Below are 19,638 nucleotides of genomic sequence, written 5' to 3'. Positions count from 1 at the left end.
CGCGGATGTGGCACACACCGTGCGCGCACGCCCGAAGACGTGCCACGGCCCCGGGCGAGACTGCAACGTGTCCCCCCGGGGGACGCCGGGGTCCGGCCGAAGGACCCCTGCGACCGTGTGCCGCACTGCCGTTCGCGCCGCGGCCGTGCCCGCCCGCGAGGCATCAGGGGTGGCCTCAGGGGGCGGCGTGGTGACGGCCCCGGCCGCGACGACGACCGGCTCGGCCCCGGGGCGGACCCACGCCGACGGCGCCCGGCACCGGTGTCCGAAGCGACCGGGAACGGAGACCGAGATGGGGAGGCATGGCCGATGATCCGCACGGCGGTGATCGTGGGGACAGGGCTCATCGGCACGTCGGCCGGCCTGGCCTTGAGCCGGCGCGGGGTCCGCGTGCATCTGCTCGACGTGGATCCGCAGGCGGCGCGGGGCGCCGCGGCCCTGGGCGCCGGCACGCTCGCGGTGCCCACCGCCCCGGTGGACCTCGCGGTGCTGGCCGTGCCGCCCCGCAACGTCGTCCGCGTCCTTGCCGAGCAGCAGGACCGCGGCCTCGCGCTCACCTACACCGACGTGGCGAGCGTCAAGGACGCCACCACGCGCGCCGTCGCCCAAGGCGTCGCGGACCAGGCGAGCTACGTCGGCGGCCACCCCATGGCCGGCAGCGAACGCTCCGGGCCGCTTGGCGCCCGCGCCGACCTGTTCGACGGCCGCCCATGGGTGCTCACCCCCACCGGGCAGACCACCGCCGACGCGCTCAACCGGGTGCTGGCGGCCGTGGCGCTGTGCGGCGCGGTCCCGGTGATGATGGACCCATGTGACCACGACCGCGCGGTGGCGCTGGTGTCCCACGCCCCGCACGTGGTGGCCTCGCTGATGGCGGCGCGGCTGCGGGGAGCCCCGGACGAGGCGTTGCGGCTGGCCGGGCGCGGGGCGCGCGACGTCACCCGGATCGCGGGCGGCGACCCACGGCTGTGGCGCGACATCATCGGCTCCAACGCCGCGCATGTCGCGGACACGCTCGGCGGGCTGGCCGAGGACTTGAACACCCTCGTGGCGGCGCTGCGGGCCGCGGCGACGTGCGGCCCGGGTGCCCTCGCGGCGGTAGAAGAACTGCTCGACCGCGGTCAGGACGGCTGGCAGAGCGTGCACGGCCCGAACCGCGCTTCGCCCGGCGCGCAGGTGACGCTGCGTGTCACGGTGGCCGGCCGGCCGGGCGAACTCGGGCGGTTGCTGGACGAGACGGCCGAGTTCGGCGTCGGCGCCGACTCGCTGCGACTGGGCGCGCCCTGCGACGGTGACGCCCCGGCAGCGACGGCGAACGGCTCCGCTCCGGACGAGCTGGTGGCGTACATCGCCGCATCCCCCGGCGTTGCGGAGCTGCTGCGGCGCAAGCTGGCCGGCGGCGGCTGGCGGGTGTCGGTCGCTCCCCGTTCCGCCGGTGCCCCGGCGCCTGGCAGGGCCACCGTGCGGACCGCGGACACTCTCACCACAGGAACGGCCTGACCCGCGCGACCACCTGGTGAGCGGCGGGTTCGGCGACGGTTCAGCACTTCGTGAACGGCACGCCAGGCACGGTTGATCGCGCACGCCGCGACCGCGGGTACGTGCGCGTCCGGACACCTCTGAGGAGTGGGCATGACGTTGGATCGAAAGCGGTCCGTATCGGGGAGGCGGATGGCCGGGCTGCTGGCCGGCGCCGTGGCGCTGGCGGTGGGTGGCGCTCTGGTCAGCGGCACCGCGGCCGGGGCCACCGCTCCCGCGGCGGCGACCGGCGGACTGACGTCGGCCGGGCACGCGGTGCCGGGCGGGGGGAAGGTCTCGCCGATGACGTCGGCGAGCTTCAGCCACACTCTGACCGTCGCACCGTTCTCGACGGTCACCTGCACGCTCGACGCCGACAATCCCTTCCGCTACTACGGCGGCCCGTACGGCGGCGGTGAGGAGGGCCTGGCCGGCGTCCAGTGCAGCTACACGACCACCGAGATCGATGCCCAGGTGGGCCTGTACCGCAACGGCTCGCTCGTCGCGAACAGCGCCGTCAGGCAGGTCTACTCCGGTCTGCAGAACACCGTCGACAGCGAGTACCCGGTCTCGCCCGCCTCGTACCAGACGGGCGCCATCGCCGCGGTGCAGTTCACCGACGGTTACGTCTACTCCTTCCCCGAGGTCTACAGCGCTTCGGTCAGCATCACCTCCTAAACGCGGGCCCCCGGCGGCTCCGGGCACCGGGGCCCGTGGCCCGTGGCCCGAAGGGGTGCGCCGGTGCCTCGCCCATCACCAGGGCCTCCGGCAGGAAGTCCTGGTGATGGGCGAGGCACCGGCCCCGTCGGCGCGGCCCAGGAGGTATCGGTCCTCTTCCAGCGTCCGCGGGGTCACCGACCGGGTCGGCTCCACCCGGGGCAGCGGCCTGAACCTGTCCACCGTCCAGGCCGCGGCCCGGGTCGGCGGGGGCGACGTCCGGGTGGTCCCGCGCCCGGGTGGCGGGCTCACCGCGACCGTCACCCCCATCGGCCACGCCGACAGCAGGGTTACCGTGAACCGTGAGCAGACATCCCGACCATGCCGACCACGCGCTCGGCGCGTTCCTGCAGGCGAGCCGCGCGCGCATCGAGCCCTCCGACGTCGGTCTTCCGCCGGCTGCCTCGGGGCGACGGGTCAAAGGACTACGGCGTGAGGAGGTGGCCGTGCTCGCCGGGGTGAGCGCGGACTACTACACCAAGCTGGAGCAGGGGCGCGAGTCGAACCCGTCGCCCCAGGTCGTCGTCGCCCTGTGCCGGGCACTGCGGCTGGACGCCGACGCGCGTTCCCACGTGTTCCGGCTGGCCGGGGTCGATCCCGCCCTCGGCGCGCCCAGCGGGCGCAACCACGTGCATCCCGCGCTGCTGCACCTGCTGGACGGGTTTCCCGCGGACGCCGCCTACGTCCTCGGTCCCGCTTTCGACGTCCTCGCCGCGAACTCCACCGCCGCGGCGCTCCTGTCCCCGTTCGGTCACGAGAAGAACATGCCGCGGATCCTTTTCACGCATCCCCGGGCCCGGACGGTCTTTCCCGACTGGTCGCTGGTGGCCGGCGCGACGGTCCACGCCCTGCGGCTGAATTCCGGGCGTTTTCCCGACGCCCCGGAGATCATCGCGCTCATCGAGGACCTGAACCGCCGGTCTGCGCCGTTCCGCGCGTTGTGGGAGGACCAGGTCGTCTCCGGCCTCACGCGGGCGTACAAGGTGTTCGTGCACCCGATGGTGGGGCGCATCGAACTCACCTACCAGTCCTTCGACGTGCGGGCGGCGCCCGGACAGGAACTGCTGGTCGGATCGGCCGAGCCGGGAAGTCGCAGCGCGGAGGCGCTGGCGTACCTGGGAGCCATGACAGCCGTGGGTGGGTGTACGGCACCCCGGATGACACGGCCTTCTTCCCATCGGCGCGCGGCCGAAGAATGACGGCGTCGGCAGTCGGCCGACCGACCTTCACTTCCCGGAGTTGCGCCATGAGCACATCCCCCACCCGCATCCCGACCGACGCCAAGGTCGTCCTGGTCACCGGGGCATCGAGCGGCATCGGCGAGGCCACCGCCCGGCATCTGGCCGAACAGGGTCACCACGTCGTCCTCGCCGCCCGGCGTCGAGACCGCCTGGCACAGGTGGTCGGGGATCTCACCGAGGCGGGTCACAGCGCCGAACACGAGGAACTGGACGTGACCGACCGCGGCAACGTGCAGGACGTCGTCTCGCGCCTTGTCGCGCGGCATGGCCGTATCGACGTCCTCGTGAACAACGCCGGCGTCATGCCGCTGTCCCCGGTGGCCGCGCTCCGGCTCGACGAGTGGGACCGGATGATCGACGTCAATCTGCGAGGCGTCCTGCACGGCGTCGCGGCGGTGCTGCCCGCCATGCGTGAGCGGCGCTGCGGGCACATCGTCAACGTGGCGTCGACGGCAGCCCACCGCGTCGACCCGACGGCGGCGGTCTACTGCGCCACCAAGTTCGCCGTCCGAGCCTTCTCCGAGGGCCTGCGTCAGGAGAACACCGACCTCCGCGTCCCCGTGATCAGCCCGGGTTTCACCCGGTCCGAACTCGCTGACAGGGGCGGCGACCCGCAGGTCCAGGGCGCGGTACGCGCCGCGACGGAACAGATCGGCCTGCCGGCCTCGGCGATCGCCGAGGCGATCGGATACGCGATCGGGCAGGCGCCCGGCATCGACGTCAACGAGATCGTCGTCCGTCCCACAGCGCAGAACTGAACAGCTCACCGAACGGCTCGCGGGCATCGTGCCGAACCCGGTGGGCCTGGGCCCCGTGGAACCTCCACGACGCCTACGCCCTTGACGAGCGGTGCGACACGGTGGTGATCTCCGAGCGGCACGGCCTGCGCAAGCGGGAGAGCTTCGCCCTGGTGCTGAAGTGCTGGATCCGCAGGCCGCGCCGAGCGGTGCTTCGCTCCGGCCGAGGAGCTGGGCTTTGCGACCGTCCACGCCAAGGACGCGCAGGCGACGGTGGCCCGCTCGGAGGCGCTGCCGGGCCTGCCACACGTCGTCGGCGCAGTTGCCGGCCGGTGCGGCGGGCGTCCGTCTCGGCTTCGTCGACGGCGTGGCGCGCCTGAGCCTCCCGGTCGACGGCCCGGCCCAAGGGCTGCTGCGCTTCGGCGGCCGCGGCCCGCGAGTCCTTGAGGCGCCGCTCACGGTCGGTCAACTCCCGGCGGGCATGGTCGTGATCAGCGCGCGCGTCCTGCACCGCGGCGCTGGCCGCAGGCCGCCACCACCGGCGGTCTGCGGATCGAGGCGCGCGCCCAGTTCGGGCTCCGGACCGCGCTCGGCTCCACCGACGACCCGCACATGTGGCTGATCATCCAGACGATCGCACCCGACGATACGCGCCGGATCCTCGTCGCCCGCGAGCGGGGCGCGACCGATGCCGAGTTGCAGGAGCTGGTCGCGAAGGCCCTCGGGCACGCCTACTTCCGGAATTTCGACTCGAGGGCGGGAGGGCCGGACGTGGTCTTCACCGATGTGGAGTTCATAGATTTCAGTTCCTGAGCAGGCCGCCCGGCAGAGCTGCCATACCTGGCTCACCGAATTACCGAGTCGACGCCTGCTTCGCTCACGCCCTGGCCGCCGGCCGCGGCCACTACGCCGACCCTGCCGCCCGCCAGGCCGCCAGGCCGCCGCCGGCCTCCTGCCGCGCCCGATCCCCACCCACGCCGCGCTGCTGGCTGCCCTCGCCCGCCTCCAGCCCGGTAGCGACATCGACGTCGACGAGCTGGCGTTCGCCGGCCGTCTCGCGGCCGCCGACCCCGAGGCCGCCGCGGACCTGGTCGCGTTCCTTGACCCCGCCGCCGGACGGGCGTTGTGAGCGCCGGTCGGCGCGGCGTGGACGACGGTGTCGGCTGAGGGCACACCCGGGTGGAGACCGCGCAGGGCCGGGCCGCCGTCGACATTCAGGCGCCCGCCGGCGAGCGGGGCCTGGGAGCGCGGCTAGTCGGTGTAGGGCGCGAAGTCCTCCTTGGGGCTGCCACAGACCGGGCAGCCCCAGTCCTCCGAGACGTCCTCGAAGGGGGTGCCAGGCTCCACTCCCGTGTCTGGATCGCCCGACGCGGGGTCATAAGGGTTTCCGCAGACTGCGCAGTGGTACTTCTCCATGGTGACGCCTCTCCGTGTTAGGTGGGCCACTGAGAGTATTTCGCGTGAGAGGCCGACGCGCTCTACCAGGCGGGTCCGGCGTGCCTCCACCCGGGCGGAGGCCGCTCAGGTCGACAGCCCCTGGGCGGCTCGGGCAATTCGAGCGCGCACACGCAAGGAGCTGCGCGGCCTGCAGGGACCGGCACCCACCGCCCTACGGGACGGGTGTCACGTCCGCTGTCCCGCTGACGCAGAGTGAGCATTGCGCCGCCCGGGAGCGTGACACTCCGCGTTGCATCATCACCTAGCCGCGCGGATGACTGAAACTGCAGGTCAATGGGCATCGTGGACGTGCCCGGCGGGTGGGACGACGGTCAGGGTCGGGTGTCACGCTCGCCGGGATCGCCCGCCGGGAGGGCCGATCCGGGCACTTCGGAGTTGAGCGTGACAGCGTTACACCCGCCCGGGTCTCACCGCCCGTGAACACCGCGCGGGGCCCGGCCGCTGCTCGCACATCACCTCAGCCCGGAGCCTGCCGCCTCGTAACCATCCCGGCCCCGGCTCGTTGGACACCGCGATCCCCCCACTCCCGAAGCCCCGGCGCCATACGCCCCCACGGCGGCCCGGGGCTTCGTGCTGCCCGCCCCGCCCATCCTCGGCGGTGGCTGCGCCCTGTTACTTCACGGTCCCCGGTTCGTTCCTCCCAGCGATCCGCCCTGGCTTCTGCCTGCCTCCGCAAGCCTGGCGGCCCGGCCACCACATCGGTTGAATCCAGCGCGATGCTTGGCAATTCTGTCCGGATTCCAGTCGTTAGGTGCACCTAAGCGACAGAGGAGGACGACCACTATGACGACGCTGCACACCGACCGCCCCGCCTTACGGGCCGACTTGGCCCATGAGCGCAGGCTGTTCCGCGACGACCGCCTGGAGCCGGTCCTGCGCGGCTTGGCCGGCCCGGAGGCCGAAGTCGCCCTGCGGTGGGCGGTCGACGGGGAAGGCTGGGAGCAGGCCGCGGCTGGCGCGGGCCTGCCACAGGGCTATGGCGAGCGGGTCCGGCACAAGCTCAAGCGGCTCGGCGCCCGGCACTGCGAGCGCGCCGCGGCCGCCAAGGCCGCGCAGGCCTTGCCGACGGCCCGGGGGATAGGCCGGTGAGTCTGCTCGCGGCAGGAGGTCCGTGGTGGGCGGTGCTGGTGCTGTCGCTGCCCGGCGCGGTCGCCGTCATCGTCCGCTCGGTCTTCCCGCAGGAGTCCGCCGACCGGCTGGCTTGGTGGCGCGAGCGGCGCCTGCACCGCGAGCGCTTGGCCGGCTCCCGCAGCACGCGGGCCGCCCCGTCGGCAGCGCCCGGGGAGGAACAGCCTCGGCTGGGGCCATGATGTCCGGCCAAGGGGGCACGGGCGGCCCCGCGGGGCCGCTACCGTGGCAGCAGCCCGCAACGCCCCTCTGGAGGCCTCGATGAGCGCGACTCCCGACCACGCTCTGCCGTCGGCCACGCCCCCGGCTCCGGCGGCTGCCGCGCGGCTGTTGGAGGCGCTGCGCGCCGACCGCCGCGCGGGCCGGTGGGTGCCGGCGTTCGAGGCCGACTGGGCACGCGCCCTCGAGGACTCCCGGCACTCCTACAGCCTCAGCCCCCTGCACGACGTCGTGCGCACCTGGCAGGCCCGCCTGGCCGCCACGCCGGCCGTCGACGCGTTCATCGCCTCGGGGTACGACGACTCCGACGGCGTCGCACTGGAGGACGTGCTGCCGCCGCGGGCCGCCCAGTGAGCAGCCTGTGGCCGGCCCGCCTCTCCCCACAGGCCGCCAAGACCATCACCGAACTACCGCCGCATGCGGTGGAGATGCTGCGCGACGTCCTGGACATCGCCGGCCGCGACCCGTGGACCTGGCCACCGATGGACGCCGGCGACCTGGAGGGCGAGGACGTCCGCGCGGCCGCCGTCGGCCAGCTGACCGCCGTGTACTGGATCAACCGCAGCGCCGGGCGCCTGTACGTGGTCTCGGTCGTCTGGATCGGGTAGCTGCTCCGGCTCATGCGAAGGCGAGGTGCACGGTGAGCCACCACCGCGAATCCGGCTATGGCGGTCCCTATTTTGACCACGGCGGGGGTGGCGGCGACTTTTCCGGCGGTGGCGGAGGGCACGGTTGACGGTGTGCTGGGTGGGGCTGAGTTCCCCGTCGGGTGGTCGGTTGAGCCCGGTGGTGAGCCATGGGCCGGCGCCCCGGTAGGCGCGGTCGGCAAGGATCGGGACGCCTTGGCGTTCGCAGATCCGGATGATGCGGTGGGTGCGGGCAGAGGCCAGGTCGTGGGTGCGGCCGGGCAGGGCGGGGAGGTCCACAGCACGTGGCCGTCGGGGTCGGTGACGGCCTGGACATTCACGCCGTGGCGGCGGTGCTTGGCGGAGTAGTCGGCGCGGCTGCGGCCGACGCGGTCGCATTCGGCGAGCGTTCCGTCCAGGAGGACGAAGTCGGGATCGTGCTCGCGCAGCGTTTTGAGAAGGCCTGCGGCGCGGGCGGGTCGGGCCGGTCCTGCGGCTGATCCGCCTGATCCGCTTGAACGGTCTGTGGCGTCTCCGGTGTCTGCTGCTTCTGGGCGCCCCCTACCGTGTCCTCGCCCTTCGTTTCCTTGCTCACAACCCCAATGTAGTTCGATATTCCGTTTGATTCTGTGGGTGGAAAACCGGACCGGGCCGGGGCGCCTGGTGTCCGGTGCCACCGGACCTTGACCGTTTGCCCGTGAGGTTTGGCCGGTTCGGGTTCGGTGGCGGTGACTCAGGCTGTTGTCGCGCCCGGCAGGCCGAAGAGCGGCAGGCAGGGTGCGAGACCGGTGACCGTGGTGGAGATGTGCTTGTGCGCCTCCCACTCGGGCCGGGTCAACCGCAGGCGTCGCATTGTCGCGCGTCGGCCACGGATGTTGTGCTGCTCGACGCCGTCGTGTTCGTACCCGAGCTTCTTGGACACGGCGAATGAGGTGGGGTTGTCCTCGAAGGCGCCTGACAGTGCCTCCAGTGCGTCCAGGCCGGCGAAGGCCAGATGCAGAACTGCGGCGCGCATCTCGGTCCCGATCCCCTGGCGCTGGTGACGCAGGCCGAGCCAGGAGGCCGTGTTGACCTGCCTCAGCACGGCGAAGTCACGAGCGGCGATCTCCTGCAGGCCGACGACGCGGCCGTCCTCGAAGACGGCGAGGTTCAGTGCCCAGTTGTCCGGGGCCCAGTTCCCCCGCCGCAGCCAGTGGTGCTGCACCACCGAGCGCGCTCTTTGCGCCGGCGGCAGATCGGTCCAGGGGACGATGAACGGCATCCGGTCCGGCTCGTGGACGCCTTCGGCCGCCAGGTCGGCCAGTTGGCCCAACTCCTGTTCGGAGGGCAGCCGCAGTACAAGGCGGGGGGTGTTCAGACGCAGTCCCAGCAGGGGCCAGTGGTCCGTCAGCATGAGTCATTGTCCGGGCGCGGCGCGACCGAGGTCACACGATTTTCTGTCCGCGCGGATCGCTCGTCCGTCACCATCCCGCACCGGTCGATGTTCAGTGGCAATCGGTCAAGTTTCAGTGTCATCGGGCGCCTGGCGTTCCACGGGCAGCGATGCTGCAGGTCGCAGCTGTGGAACGGGGGTGAATGGGGGCGGGTGCAAGCGGGTCCGTGACCGGCCCGGTTCTCGGCTCCTTGCTCCGAACCCTCCTGTATTGGCGTGAAATTGGGCGAAACCTGGCACAGTGCCACGGTCCCGCCGTCGGCGGTCGCGGTCCGAAGCCGGGAGCGCTCGGCATAGTCCTGAAACGCATCGGCTTGCGGTGGGATCACCCCCACCATTCGCGGCCACGACACTGCCTTCCGTACAGGGGGATGGAAGTGTTGGTGAACGTCGCCGATCCGCTGCGCGGCAACCGAGCCACTCTCGGCACGGATCTCAACGCTCCCGCCGGGCGGCCGTGCTATCGCGCGTTGCGGGTGAGGGCCGTGGGGCGGCGCGTGGCGGTGCGGCACTTCGTCCGGGGCGCGGGACGAAGAGGAAGAGGCACGCCTCCCCGTCTGACGGGTTACCTTCGAATCGCGGAGGTTCGGGCAACTTTGGGAGGCGGGATGCTGGGCATCGATCTGGTGGCCGGGTATCTGCTGGCATGGGTCCTGCGGCGGGGACAGCATGCCTCCGAACAGGCGGGGACGGAAGTGGACCGTGTCGTGGACACGCGACTGCGACGCCTCTTCGAGCTCGTCGCGGGACGGCCTGACACGGCCTCCGCGCTCGAACGGGTGGTCGAGGAGGCCGAGTCGGGCCGTCGGCAGCCCACTGATCGCACGCGTGCGAGCGTGGAAGCGGTGCTGGAGCAAGTCGCAGGGCAGGACGGTGCGTTCGCCGCCGTGCTGGCGGAAGCCCTGGCCGATGTAGCGGACGCGCTCGCTCAGCAGCGAGACATCGGCACCGTGCAGGGCAGCACCTTCCACGGCCCGACGGCGGCACAGTTCGGTGATCACAACACCATGCGCAACACCTTCGGCTCCTGACCGCCGATGACGGGGAACGGCAGCACGTTCTTCGGCCCCACCGGCGCGATGTGGGGCGACGGCAACATCCAGAACAACACCTTCGTCAGCGCTCCGAGGCCGCCGGCCACACTGCCTCACCAGGTGGGCGTGGTCCCGTTGCGTGCACGCTCGTTCCAGCACCGTGCGGAGGCCGACCGGCTGCGCTCGGCGGTCTCCGCCGGAGAGACAGTGGTGCTGTGCCAGCTACTGGTGGGGATGGGCGGGGTCGGGAAGACGCAGCTCGCCGCGGACTTCGCCCACCAGGCGTGGGACGAGGGTACGTTGGAGCTGCTGGTGTGGATCACCGCGAGCAGCCGCGAGGACATCGTGTCGGGGTACGCGCGAGCCGGCGTCGAGGTGTGTGGGGCCGATCCGCGGGATCGCGAGGAGGCCGCGGGGATGTTCCTGGCCTGGTTGCGGGCGAAACGCCACCAGTGGCTCGTGGTCCTGGACGACCTCGCCGAACCGGACGACCTGCGGGGGCTCTGGCCGCCGGAGACCCCGAACGGGCGCACCCTGGTCACGACCCGCAGCCGCGAGCCGGCACTGCTGGGAACCGGCCGCCGCAGGATCGAGGTCGGCCTGTTCACCCCGGACGAAGCGGTGGCCTACCTGTCGTCGGCGCTCGCCGTCCACGGACGAACCGAGTCCCGCCACGACCTTGCCGGCCTGGCGTCGGATCTGGGCTATCTGGCGCTGGCACTGTCGCAGGCCGCCGCCTACATCGCCGACAGGAAGATGGGCGTGACGGAATACCGCGACCTGCTGGCCGACCGCCGTCGGAGGCTGGCCGACGCGCTGCCCCGGGCGAACCGCCTGCCCGACGACCAGACCGTAACGGTCACCGCGGTCTGGTCGCTGTCTCTGGACCGGGCAGACCAGCAGGAACCCGTCGGCGCAGCACGCCCCTTGATGCAGCTGCTCGCGCTGGGAGACCCCAACGGAGTTCCGGTCGCTGTCCTCTACGGCCGGTCCGTCGAGAGGTTCTATGTCGCCGCAATGCCGGACCTCGTCCCCGTCTGGGGGATCGTGGGACGAGGGCTGCAGGTGCTGCACAGGCTGAGCCTGATCCAGGAGATAAATACCGCCTACGGGACGGTCCGCGTCCACGCGCTGGTTCAGCGGGCCACCCGCGAATCGCTGCCGGCGGACCAGCATCACGCGTACGCGCGGGCGATGGGGGACGCGCTTTTGGCCCTGTGGCCGGAGATCGACGGCGGCGACCCGCTTCTGGCGCTGACGCTACGTGCCAACACCGCAAATCTCATCGCATGTGCCGACGAGGCCCTCGTCCAGGCCGCAGTCCATCCGCTGCTCAGCCGGTATGGCCGCAGCCTCGGTGAAGCGGGGCTCGAAGGCGTTTCGCGTGACCACTTCCAGAGCATCGTGGCCCTTGCACGGCGGCTCCGCGGCTCTGAGGACCCCGACATCCTCACAGCACAGTGGGAGCTGGCTCGGTGGCAAGGAGAGGCGGGGGACGCCGCCGGCGCCGCCAGCACCCTGCGCCAGTTGCTCGCGGACACCGCACGACAGAACGGTCCCGACCACCTGAACACCCTGCTCGTCCGCAGCAGCCTGGCGCACTGGCAGGGAAAGGCGGGCGATCCCGACGGGGCCGTCGTCGGCTTAGCCCAGGTTCTCGACGACTTCCGGCGAATCCTCCACGACACCCATCCCCTGACCCTCGACACCCGGGCGAGCCTGGCCCACTGGCGCGGTGAGACCGGCGATCCCGACTGCGCCGTGACCGCGCTCGCCCAAGTGGTCCGCGACCGGTTGACCTCGCAAGGCTGGGACCACCCGGGGACTCTCAACAACATGGGCAGCCTGGCCGAATGGCAGGGAAGGGCCGGTGACCCAGCCGCGGCGGTCTCCTGCTTCGCCGAGTTGCTCCCCGTCGTCGAGCGCGTCCTCGGCACGGACCACCCCTACACGCTCTCCGTACGCGGCGACCTCGCGCACTGGCGGGGCGAGGCAGGAGATCCGACCGGTGCCGCCGCCGCGCTCGGCCAGTTGCTCACCGAGGCCCGGCGCATCCTCGGCCCCAACCATCCTCGGACGAAGGTCATCCACAGCAGACTTGCCCACTGGCAGCAGGGCCCGCGGGAGCCTGGGTTGCCGGAGTGACGATGATGCCCTCGGCCGCGCCCCGCCCCCAGGTCACCAGGAGGACTCGGGTCCCGGACCTGACTGTCACAGCCATCCTCGTCGCGCACCGTCCACGCGTCACACGCCACCGCGGGGGGAGTGCCGGTTCACTGCGCCCGGCGGTGTGAGCGGTACGGCATGGCAGGTGCCGCGGGTGGACGATGCGGGCAGGTCCGTGCTCAGTGCCGAAGTGGACCGGCTCCTCGACCTTCCAGGCCGGGGTGGTGCCGACGCGCTCGGTGGGCATCTGGTCGTACGCCTGCCCCTCGATCGGCTCGCGGCGGGAGGCGGGGGCGGTGAAGTCGACGAGGGCGGGTTCGTCGGCCGGGCGGCCGAAACGCTGGGTGGCGGCCGGAAGGTGGATCTGCAGCAGGTACCACCACGACGCGTCGGCCGCGCTGCGCTGGCCCTCGGCCACGGCTTACTGATCGTTTCAAAATGAGTTGAGCCGTGGAGCAAGGACGTGGGGGATGCCGCAGGCAGTTCGGGGCTTGCCTACGGATGCTGATGTTGGACAGGGTGCCTCGGTGACTTCCTTTACGCAGCGGTACATCAGTGGTGATCATGATGGTGTCTGGGCCGAACTGCGCCGTCTTGGCTCAGTTCCAGATGCGCTTGATGAGGACTGCCGAGGGGTGGCGTTTGCGACGATGCAGCGTGTGGCAGGCCATGTGGACCGTCTCGCGGAGCAGCTGACCGACCTCGGACTCGTGCCTGTCATGCCCGTCCGGGAGCCGGTCACGGCCGAGGATCTGCGGGAGCTCGATCTTCTTCGTGCTGAGATGGGCCCTGTGCCGCCGGCTCTGGACGCATGCTTCCGCCAGGTTGGCGGCGCGTGGTTCGCTGGGGACTGCGCGGCGCTGAACGAGTGCTACTCCGCAGGGAGCCAGTACAGCGCCGCCCCGGTACTTCCTGACCCGCTGGTGCTTCCGACTGTGCAGCACCTGCGGGAGAGCTGGGGCGACTACCAGGACGCCGTTGAGGACGACCCCGAGGTTGGCGAGGATGGGTTCTTCTTCGACTTTGCACCGGACGAGTTGCACAAGGCCAACATCAGCGGTGCCACCCACGAGATCGAGATGGCCCAGTTCGTGCCCGACCCGGTCATTCACGGCGTGGCAGGCCGATCCGGCATCACCCTGGTCGAGTACTTGAGGGTGTCGATCGCCTGGGGCGGCATGCCGGGCTGGTCGTTCAAGCCGGACCAGGCGCCGGCCGCCCTGGCGACGCTGCGCGTTCAACCCGACTTCTAACCAGTGAGGTCCATATCGCACCTCTACAGTCCAATCCGAACCTCATGAACCCCTCGCGGAGGTCGCTGATGCGTCAGCACATCGTTCGGAGTCGTCGGAGGCAGATGATGCTGCAGGCCAGTTCCAGCAGGCCCTGGTGGAGGTCAGCGCGACGTTCGTAGCGGATGCGGAGCCGTTTGAACTGGTGCAGCCAGGCGAATGTGCGCTCTACCACCCAGCGGGTCTTGCCCAACCCGGAGCCATGGGCGACGCCGCGTCGGGCGATCACCGGCTTGATGCCACGCGCCCACAACGCCCGTCGGTACTTGTCGAAGTCGTAGCCGCGGTCGCCATACAGGTGCCGCGGCTTGCGACGAGGCCGTCCTCGCAGCCCCCGGATCGGCGGGACCGCGTCGAGCAAAGGCAGCAGCTGGGTGACGTCGTGTCGGTTGCCGCCGGTGAGCGTGACGGCGAGCGGGGTTCCGTGCCGGTCGACTATCAGGTGGTGTTTGGAGCCAGGACGGGCACGGTCGACCGGCGAGGGGCCGACGTGATCCCCCCTTTGAGGGCCCGGACATGCGAGCCGTCAACAGCGCAGTGTTCAAGATCCAGCAGGTCGGCGTGGCGCAGCTCGGTCAGCAGGACCGCGTGCAGGCGCGGCCAGACGCCGGCCTCAGTCCAGTCCCGCAAACGGCGCCAGGCCGTCACGCCGGAGCAGCCGACCATCTCGGCCGGGACATCACGCCAGGCGACGCCGGTCCGTAGTACGTACATCACCCCGGTGAGGGCTGCCCGGTCGGGAGCACGCAGTCGCCCGGGGTGGCGGCGGCGCTCAGGAGAGGGTGGCAGGAGCGGAGCCACGCGCTCCCACAGGTCATCCGGAACAAGATCAGCACGCACCCGGACACCTTGCCGACCAAGATCGCTAGGCGCAAGACCCGCGGCTCAACTCATTCTGAAACGATCAGTTAGAACTGCTGGCCGTCGTGGAGCGTGACCTTCAGTTTCGGGGTGGGTCCGCGCGGGAGCTGGCCCTTGTCCCGCCCCCCTTGTCCCCCCTCTGATTTGTCCCGTGATTGGCTCGCTTGGCGGCGAGGCCGCCCCCCTGGAGCTGGCCTTCCAGTCCCTCGACCTGCGCCGAGTTCACGGCAGGAGCCCGGACATGCGAGCACATCCTGGAGAGCCGGCCCGGACGCCATAAGCCGATCCTGGACCGACGCCTCCATCGATACGCTGCCAGAGCTGCACGGTAGAAAATGCCGGACCGCTCGACCACCGGCCCCGTAATCTGCCGGTATGGTCACCGCCGATCGCGAACTGCTCTCCCGGACCGCCCGCAACGCCGTCCGGGCACAGATGAGCGGGCTCGTGGCAGGAGCGATCGGCGAATACTGGGAGAACGAGCACTTCGCCCCGGATCCCGGCTTCACTCCGGGCGAGGGCGGGGTCCGCAAGCAACTCTTTGACTCCTACGCCGCTTCCGTCGACTGGACCGACCACGACCATGTGACCCGGGCCCTGCGGGTGTTCGAGAGCATGCTGCGCCGCCTGGACCGGGAGAGCCGAAGGTACGGCGGGGACGGCTTGCCTGCCGATACGGTGGCGGAGCTGCGGGAGGCGTTCGCGCGGGACGGCTGCCGTCTGGACGACGATCTGCGCCTGCACACGGCACGCGTCGCCCACTTGGTCGTGCACGCCGACGCCCTGTCCGAGGCGTCGGGCATCCAGGCCGAACTGGAGCGGGCGCGCCGGTTCGGGGCCGAGTACCCCGACGACGCGATCGGCGCGGCCAAGCAGCTCATCGAGGCGACCGCCAAGCTCGTGCTGCTCAAGCGGAACCTACCCGTCGACGAACGCCAGGACCTGCCCGCGCTGATCAAGCAGGCGCAGCAGTCCCTCAACCTCCACCCCGCAGTAGTGCCGCCGGCCCGCACCGATGGCAGCCCGGACAACGCCGACAGCATCAAGCGCATCCTGGGCGCACTGACCTCGGCTGCCATCGGCGTCGCGGAACTGCGCAACCGGTACGGGACCGGCCACGGACGCCTGGCCGCACCCACAGGGCTCGGGCCCCGGCACGCCCGCTTCGCCGTCGGCACGGCCGCCACCTGGTGCGAGCTGATGCTGGACACCCTCGCCGACCCCGATGCCCCCTGGCGCAAGGCGCAGCCTGCCCCGACCCCGACCCCGACCCCGACCCCGACCCCGACCGCGGGCAGCGCACCCGCAGCCTCGACCTGAGCCCGCGCGAACTCGAACCCCAGCGAGAAAGAGCCGACCTGTGGCACCGCAGCAGCTCACTGTCGTCACCCGCCAGCGCATCCTGGACCTCTTGGTCGTCGAGAGGGTCTGGTGGTGGGGCGATCTGGACGAGGTGAGGTTCCTGGAGCGCCTGTACGACCTAGACGCCCTCGAAGGCGACGGCTACCGGCGTGCCACGGCCAGGGAGGACATCTGGCAGCACTGCGTCAACAACGACGACTGGCCGCCGGAGTGGGTGTTCACCGATGCCCGCTTCGGCCTCAACAGCGACTCTCCGCAGCCGCTGATGGACTTCCTCGCCGAGATGCTCCACCCCGTGGTGCGCCGGGACCCGGCCGAGGTCCAACGTCTGGCCGAGAAACTCAACGACATCCTCGCCAAGGACGGCTTCGAGCTCTACCCGGCCGAGTACATCAGCGGGCTGCCGGTCTACGCCGGCGGTCCCCGTGCGTCCTTCCACGGCGCTCGGCCGGACCTGAAGTTCGAGGCACGCCCCCTGTTGACCGACCCCCGTGTCCTGCATGAGCACCAGGAGCGCATCAGGGCCGGTCTGGAGCGCGATCCGGCCGCAGCGATCGCGTCGTGCAAGGAACTCGTCGAGAGCCTCTGCAAGATCATCCTGGAACACCAGGGCGTCGAATACCCCCGGGGAGAGGACCTGCCGCCGCTGTTCAGGCGGGTCACGACGCTGCTGGGCCTGAATGCCGACGCGGTAGCCGGCAGCTCCAAGGCCAGCGCGACGGTGGTCAAGATCCTGCGCACCCTCACCACGACGGTGCAGGGTCTGGCCGAGCTGCGCAACCAGCTCGGGCTCGGCCACGGACGCACCGCACCGAGCCCGGCACTGGCCCGGCACGCCCGCCTGGCGTTGAACAGCACCGTGACCGTGACGGAGTTCGTGCTCGACACCTGGCAGGACCGCACCGAGCGAGGAGAGCTCTCGCCCCGCTCCGCGTAGCACCGCGCCCGGCGGGCGCTCGGCGGCGCGCCCGGGACGACTTGCCGCCGTGCCGGGAGCAGGGGCGGCCGCCCGGCACAGCCGGCCGCGAATGGGGCGCGCCTGCAGGCTGAGGCCGCTTCGTTGACCGTGATCGTGATGCCCGCCGCCGCGGCCCGTGCCGCGCGGAGGTCCATCAGTGCCGGCGGTGGCAAGGGTGGCTGCGGCCGGAGCAGTCGGCGGCGGCGCACCTCATGCGCACCCCGGCGCCACCGCCGACTGCTGCCCTCGCTACAGCGGGCACACCCCCATGTCGTTCACCTGTTCGACTTCTGTTTCTGGACGCAATCGGGTCAATGGGGTTTCCCGCCTCATCTGACCTGCCGTCATCGCCGAAACGCCGCAACGCTCGCGCAGACGTCGCCGACGCCGGCGGACCTTTGGAGTGGCCGCAGCACCCCTCGGCACTGCACTATCGGCGTCATCCGGGGCGGCCCGCCGAAAGGCCTCCGCCCGACCCGGGGTCTTCGATTCCCCCGATCTGACGCAGGAGTGAAAACCGTATGTCGCTCAACCTGCCCTGCCCGTGCGGCGGTTCGCCGCACACCCCCCTGTGGCCGCACAGCGCGCAGCCCGGCTCCCGGCACTTGCCGGCGCCCGACGCGGCCGTCATTGTGGTGGTCGTGCTCGTGCTGGCCGCGCTCGCGATGAGCGGCATCCAGGCCTCGCAGGCCCTCACCCTCATCGCGGTGGCGGTGGCCGACCTGATCCGCCGCGGCCCCGGCGGCCGCGGGAAGCGGAACGGCTGATATGGCGCGCCCCATGTGCGCGGTCGATCCGGCGGCAAAGCCGGCCCTGCGCCGGCTCGTCGGCTTCCTGCGCGAGCTGAAGACCCGGACGCAGCTCACCTACCAGCAGATGGCCGCCCGCACCGCGGGCACCGCCAGGCACTGCGGGCGCAGCACGCTGACCGAGGTCGTCTCCGGCGCGCGGCTGCCACGCTGGGAAGCGGTGCACGCCTACGCCTGGGCCTGCGGGGATCCGTCCCCGCGGGTCCGGCAGGCCCGCGTGGACCGGGCCTACGCGCTGTGGCGGGCCGCGGCCAGGGAGGCCGCGCCCGCCGCCGGTCCCGCCGAGCGCCGCAAGATCCGCACCACCGGGCAACTCGGCCAGCACCTGCACCGGCTGTGGAAGCAGTCGGGCATCTCGCTCCGCCTGCTGGAGACGGCCACCGCCCAGGCCGGGCTGCGCGTGCCGCGCTCCACGATCCAACTCATCATGCACGGCCGCGTCCTGCCCACCGACGGACAACTGCTCGTACTGCTCACGGCCCTGGAGAGCACCCCGGAGCAGAACGCCCGGCTGCGCGCCGCCCGCGACCGCATCGCCGACGCCCGCCGGGGCGACCGTCAGCAGCCCCCGGTGTCGGCCGCCGCCTACCTGTGCCTGGACGGCCATCCCGCGGTGGAGAGCCGCCAGGAGCAGTTGCGCACGGACGAGCGCATCAAGCGGCGCACGGGCCGGCTCAGGGAAGACGAGGACTACGACGACTGGCGGTCAGACCGCACCTACGGGGGCGCGCGGGACGTCTGGGACCTCAGCGACGAGGAGATCGAGGAGATGGAGCGCCAGAGCGCTCAGGCCGCCGCCCGCGCGGGCGACGACGCCGGCCAGATGCGCGCCGCCCTGCTGGACATCGCGGCCAGGGCCGCACCACAGGACAGTTGAGCTGGCCTGCGGCCGGCGCAGGCGACGATGGAGGGCCTCCACGAAGCGATCGTCGGCGGGGAGGCGTCGGATGACGGACAGGGCAGGCTCGGTGACCAAGCCGAGGGCGAAGGCGGGGCAGAAGGAGGCGCGGCGGCCGCGGGCGACGGTGCGCGACCAGGCCGATGTGCTGGGGGTGCTGGGGGTTCTGAAGGTGGCGACCGCGACGCAGATCATGCGCCTGGTCCGCCCGCATCTGTCGGACAACAAGGCGATCCGCAACGCCCTGCTGGTGCTTCAGGCCGACAAGCTGGTGGTCGCGGCGGGCAGCACGGCGGGGCCTGCGGGGAAGTTCGGGGCGCCGGACCGGCGAGGTGAGCCGTCGCAGAAGCTGTGGGGCCTGACCCCGGCCGGCCTGGAGTCGGCCGCCGAGAAGCTGGGGCGCGACCCGGAGCTGATGGGCGGCCGCGCGCGGGGAGCCGGAGCGGGCGGTGCTCCGCACGCGATGGCCGTCAACCACACGATCGTGGCCTTCACCTGCGGCGGCACCCTGCCCGGCTCCCCGGCCGGGATCGGGAGCATCGACTGCTGGCGCACCGAGGTCCCGCACCCGCTCACCAGCTCGGGTAAGCGCAACGTCCGTAGCGACGCGGTGTTCCAGGACAAGGCGGCTGGTGTGCCGCTGCTGATGGTGGAGGTCGACCGGGCGACGGAGTCCGTCCACGTGCTGGCGGACAAGGTCGGCGCCTACGCGGACTTCTACGCCCGTCGGGTCCGCGACCCGGCACTGCCTCCGAGTTCCGGCCGCGGCAGGATCGGCCACGTGGACACGGTCCCGTTCTGGGAGACGCTCTACCGGTGCGCCGGCGCACCGGCGCACCGGCGCACCGGCGCACCGGCCTGACCGGGCTGCCGCCGTTGGCGATCGTCCCCGCCGGGGCCGGCCCTACGGCGCTCACCAACTGGATGCGCGCGGTCGCGGGCCTGTCCCGCGAGCACTGGGCACCAAGGCGCGGGACCAGCAGCTATCACGGCGTCAACCGGGAGGGAGACTTCTACCCCTTCTACCTCGACTTCGCCGGCCGCATTCCCCTGGTGATGACGACCCTGGACCGCCTGAAGGAGCACGGCCTCTCGGGCCCGGTGTGGCTGCGCATCGACGGCTACCGCCCCGCCGAAGGCCAGCCCCTGCTCCAGGCGCTCGCCGACATCCGCCCCTACGCC

Annotated in this window: 21 protein-coding genes and 2 pseudogenes; 19 read left to right on the top strand and 4 right to left on the bottom strand. The window is 71.6% G+C overall.

What is annotated here, in order from left to right; translation table 11 throughout:
* The first annotated feature begins 309 nt into the window (after positions 1–309).
* The 5 genes from BLR33_RS00120 (at position 310) to BLR33_RS34920 (ending at position 5,026) form a co-directional block, all read left to right on the top strand.
* Complete coding sequence (locus BLR33_RS00120) at positions 310–1,500, top strand: prephenate dehydrogenase (protein WP_093782146.1); 1,191 nt, start codon at positions 310–312, stop codon at positions 1,498–1,500.
* Positions 1,501–1,632: 132 nt separating this feature from the next.
* A complete protein-coding gene (locus BLR33_RS00115) occupies positions 1,633–2,196 on the top strand; it encodes a hypothetical protein (RefSeq protein WP_143031593.1) in 564 nt (187 codons plus the stop codon).
* 341 nt (positions 2,197–2,537) lie between these two features.
* Positions 2,538–3,434, top strand: coding sequence for a helix-turn-helix transcriptional regulator (locus tag BLR33_RS00105; protein WP_093782143.1), 897 nt, complete (start codon positions 2,538–2,540; stop codon positions 3,432–3,434).
* A gap of 47 nt (positions 3,435–3,481) precedes the next feature.
* Positions 3,482–4,234, top strand: coding sequence for an SDR family oxidoreductase (locus BLR33_RS00100; RefSeq protein ID WP_093782142.1), 753 nt, complete (start codon positions 3,482–3,484; stop codon positions 4,232–4,234).
* Positions 4,235–4,825: 591 nt separating this feature from the next.
* Positions 4,826–5,026 carry a terminal protein Tpg-like protein gene (locus tag BLR33_RS34920; protein ID WP_176930049.1) on the top strand — a complete coding sequence of 67 codons (201 nt, stop codon included), beginning with the start codon at positions 4,826–4,828 and terminating at the stop codon, positions 5,024–5,026.
* Between the two features lie 438 nt (positions 5,027–5,464).
* Here the strand turns inward: BLR33_RS34920 and BLR33_RS00090 are convergent, their stop codons facing one another.
* Positions 5,465–5,629, bottom strand: coding sequence for a rubredoxin (locus BLR33_RS00090; RefSeq protein WP_093782141.1), 165 nt, complete (start codon positions 5,627–5,629; stop codon positions 5,465–5,467).
* Positions 5,630–6,454: 825 nt separating this feature from the next.
* On the opposite strand from BLR33_RS00090, the gene BLR33_RS00085 reads away from it, so the two are divergent.
* The 4 genes from BLR33_RS00085 (at position 6,455) to BLR33_RS00070 (ending at position 7,626) form a co-directional block, all read left to right on the top strand.
* Positions 6,455–6,760, top strand: a complete 306-nt coding sequence (locus tag BLR33_RS00085) for a hypothetical protein (RefSeq protein ID WP_093782140.1) — start codon at positions 6,455–6,457, stop codon at positions 6,758–6,760.
* Positions 6,757–6,981, top strand: coding sequence for a hypothetical protein (locus BLR33_RS00080; protein WP_143031592.1), 225 nt, complete (start codon positions 6,757–6,759; stop codon positions 6,979–6,981). Before BLR33_RS00085 ends, BLR33_RS00080 begins: the two co-directional genes overlap by 4 nt.
* A gap of 79 nt (positions 6,982–7,060) precedes the next feature.
* Complete coding sequence (locus BLR33_RS00075; protein ID WP_093782138.1) at positions 7,061–7,372, top strand: DUF6247 family protein; 312 nt, start codon at positions 7,061–7,063, stop codon at positions 7,370–7,372.
* Complete coding sequence (locus BLR33_RS00070) at positions 7,369–7,626, top strand: hypothetical protein (protein ID WP_093782137.1); 258 nt, start codon at positions 7,369–7,371, stop codon at positions 7,624–7,626. The genes BLR33_RS00075 and BLR33_RS00070 overlap by 4 nt, the downstream gene beginning before the upstream one ends.
* A gap of 102 nt (positions 7,627–7,728) precedes the next feature.
* Here the strand turns inward: BLR33_RS00070 and BLR33_RS00065 are convergent.
* Both BLR33_RS00065 and BLR33_RS00060 read right to left on the bottom strand, forming a co-directional pair.
* Positions 7,729–8,117, bottom strand: a pseudogene (locus tag BLR33_RS00065) (transposase family protein); the annotation flags it as partial.
* 260 nt (positions 8,118–8,377) lie between these two features.
* Positions 8,378–9,037, bottom strand: coding sequence for a GNAT family N-acetyltransferase (locus BLR33_RS00060; protein ID WP_093782136.1), 660 nt, complete (start codon positions 9,035–9,037; stop codon positions 8,378–8,380).
* Positions 9,038–9,684: 647 nt separating this feature from the next.
* Here BLR33_RS00060 and BLR33_RS00055 point away from each other — a divergent pair.
* From BLR33_RS00055 to BLR33_RS00040, 4 genes are all read left to right on the top strand, one after another.
* Entirely contained in the window at positions 9,685–10,107 is a 423-nt protein-coding gene (locus BLR33_RS00055) for a hypothetical protein (protein ID WP_093782135.1), read from the top strand.
* A gap of 6 nt (positions 10,108–10,113) precedes the next feature.
* On the top strand, positions 10,114–12,255 hold the full coding sequence (locus tag BLR33_RS00050; protein ID WP_093782134.1) for a tetratricopeptide repeat protein: 2,142 nt from the start codon (positions 10,114–10,116) through the stop codon (positions 12,253–12,255).
* Positions 12,256–12,430: 175 nt separating this feature from the next.
* Positions 12,431–12,718 carry a hypothetical protein gene (locus BLR33_RS34600; protein WP_143031591.1) on the top strand — a complete coding sequence of 96 codons (288 nt, stop codon included), beginning with the start codon at positions 12,431–12,433 and terminating at the stop codon, positions 12,716–12,718.
* Positions 12,719–12,803: 85 nt separating this feature from the next.
* Positions 12,804–13,529: a hypothetical protein gene (locus tag BLR33_RS00040; protein ID WP_143031590.1), complete on the top strand. Its 726-nt coding sequence runs from the start codon at positions 12,804–12,806 to the stop codon at positions 13,527–13,529.
* 73 nt (positions 13,530–13,602) lie between these two features.
* Here the strand turns inward: BLR33_RS00040 and BLR33_RS00035 are convergent.
* Positions 13,603–14,408 (bottom strand): IS5 family transposase gene (locus BLR33_RS00035; protein ID WP_407639621.1). Its coding sequence is split into 2 segments (ribosomal slippage): positions 13,603–14,063 and positions 14,063–14,408, totalling 807 coding nucleotides; the frame shifts between segments, so codons are not numbered across the junction.
* Positions 14,409–14,804: 396 nt separating this feature from the next.
* Between BLR33_RS00035 and BLR33_RS00030 the strand changes: the two genes are divergently transcribed.
* The 6 genes and pseudogenes from BLR33_RS00030 to BLR33_RS00005 all read left to right on the top strand — a co-directional run.
* Complete coding sequence (locus BLR33_RS00030) at positions 14,805–15,749, top strand: abortive infection family protein (protein ID WP_093782130.1); 945 nt, start codon at positions 14,805–14,807, stop codon at positions 15,747–15,749.
* A gap of 40 nt (positions 15,750–15,789) precedes the next feature.
* Positions 15,790–16,728, top strand: coding sequence for an abortive infection family protein (locus BLR33_RS00025; RefSeq protein WP_107408820.1), 939 nt, complete (start codon positions 15,790–15,792; stop codon positions 16,726–16,728).
* Between the two features lie 542 nt (positions 16,729–17,270).
* Complete coding sequence (locus tag BLR33_RS00020) at positions 17,271–17,516, top strand: hypothetical protein (RefSeq protein WP_093782128.1); 246 nt, start codon at positions 17,271–17,273, stop codon at positions 17,514–17,516.
* 1 nt (position 17,517) lies between these two features.
* Positions 17,518–18,435, top strand: a complete 918-nt coding sequence (locus tag BLR33_RS00015; RefSeq protein ID WP_093782127.1) for a helix-turn-helix domain-containing protein — start codon at positions 17,518–17,520, stop codon at positions 18,433–18,435.
* 70 nt (positions 18,436–18,505) lie between these two features.
* Positions 18,506–19,318, top strand: coding sequence for a replication-relaxation family protein (locus BLR33_RS00010; RefSeq protein WP_093782126.1), 813 nt, complete (start codon positions 18,506–18,508; stop codon positions 19,316–19,318).
* A pseudogene (locus BLR33_RS00005) lies at positions 19,273–19,638 on the top strand (hypothetical protein); the annotation flags it as partial. The gene BLR33_RS00010 and the pseudogene BLR33_RS00005, both read left to right, overlap by 46 nt.

It is taken from the genome of Actinacidiphila guanduensis, from assembly GCF_900103985.1.
GTDB lineage: Bacteria > Actinomycetota > Actinomycetes > Streptomycetales > Streptomycetaceae > Actinacidiphila > Actinacidiphila guanduensis.
The sequence above is the reverse complement of the archived record's forward strand: the minus strand, read 5'-3'. Positions and strand labels throughout refer to the sequence as shown.

Excerpts from the sequence above, each read along its gene's own strand:
- BLR33_RS00120 (WP_093782146.1), top strand. The coding sequence starts at position 310 with ATGATCCGCACGGCGGTGATCGTGGGGACAGGGCTCATCGGCACGTCG.
- BLR33_RS00115 (WP_143031593.1), top strand. The coding sequence starts at position 1,633 with ATGACGTTGGATCGAAAGCGGTCCGTATCGGGGAGGCGGATGGCCGGG.
- BLR33_RS00100 (WP_093782142.1), top strand. The coding sequence starts at position 3,482 with ATGAGCACATCCCCCACCCGCATCCCGACCGACGCCAAGGTCGTCCTG.
- BLR33_RS34920 (WP_176930049.1), top strand. The coding sequence starts at position 4,826 with ATGTGGCTGATCATCCAGACGATCGCACCCGACGATACGCGCCGGATC.
- BLR33_RS00090 (WP_093782141.1), bottom strand. The coding sequence starts at position 5,629 with ATGGAGAAGTACCACTGCGCAGTCTGCGGAAACCCTTATGACCCCGCG.
- BLR33_RS00085 (WP_093782140.1), top strand. The coding sequence starts at position 6,455 with ATGACGACGCTGCACACCGACCGCCCCGCCTTACGGGCCGACTTGGCC.
- BLR33_RS00075 (WP_093782138.1), top strand. The coding sequence starts at position 7,061 with ATGAGCGCGACTCCCGACCACGCTCTGCCGTCGGCCACGCCCCCGGCT.
- BLR33_RS00060 (WP_093782136.1), bottom strand. The coding sequence starts at position 9,037 with ATGCTGACGGACCACTGGCCCCTGCTGGGACTGCGTCTGAACACCCCC.
- BLR33_RS00055 (WP_093782135.1), top strand. The coding sequence starts at position 9,685 with ATGCTGGGCATCGATCTGGTGGCCGGGTATCTGCTGGCATGGGTCCTG.
- BLR33_RS00050 (WP_093782134.1), top strand. The coding sequence starts at position 10,114 with ATGACGGGGAACGGCAGCACGTTCTTCGGCCCCACCGGCGCGATGTGG.
- BLR33_RS00030 (WP_093782130.1), top strand. The coding sequence starts at position 14,805 with ATGGTCACCGCCGATCGCGAACTGCTCTCCCGGACCGCCCGCAACGCC.
- BLR33_RS00020 (WP_093782128.1), top strand. The coding sequence starts at position 17,271 with ATGTCGCTCAACCTGCCCTGCCCGTGCGGCGGTTCGCCGCACACCCCC.
- BLR33_RS00015 (WP_093782127.1), top strand. The coding sequence starts at position 17,518 with ATGGCGCGCCCCATGTGCGCGGTCGATCCGGCGGCAAAGCCGGCCCTG.
- BLR33_RS00010 (WP_093782126.1), top strand. The coding sequence starts at position 18,506 with ATGACGGACAGGGCAGGCTCGGTGACCAAGCCGAGGGCGAAGGCGGGG.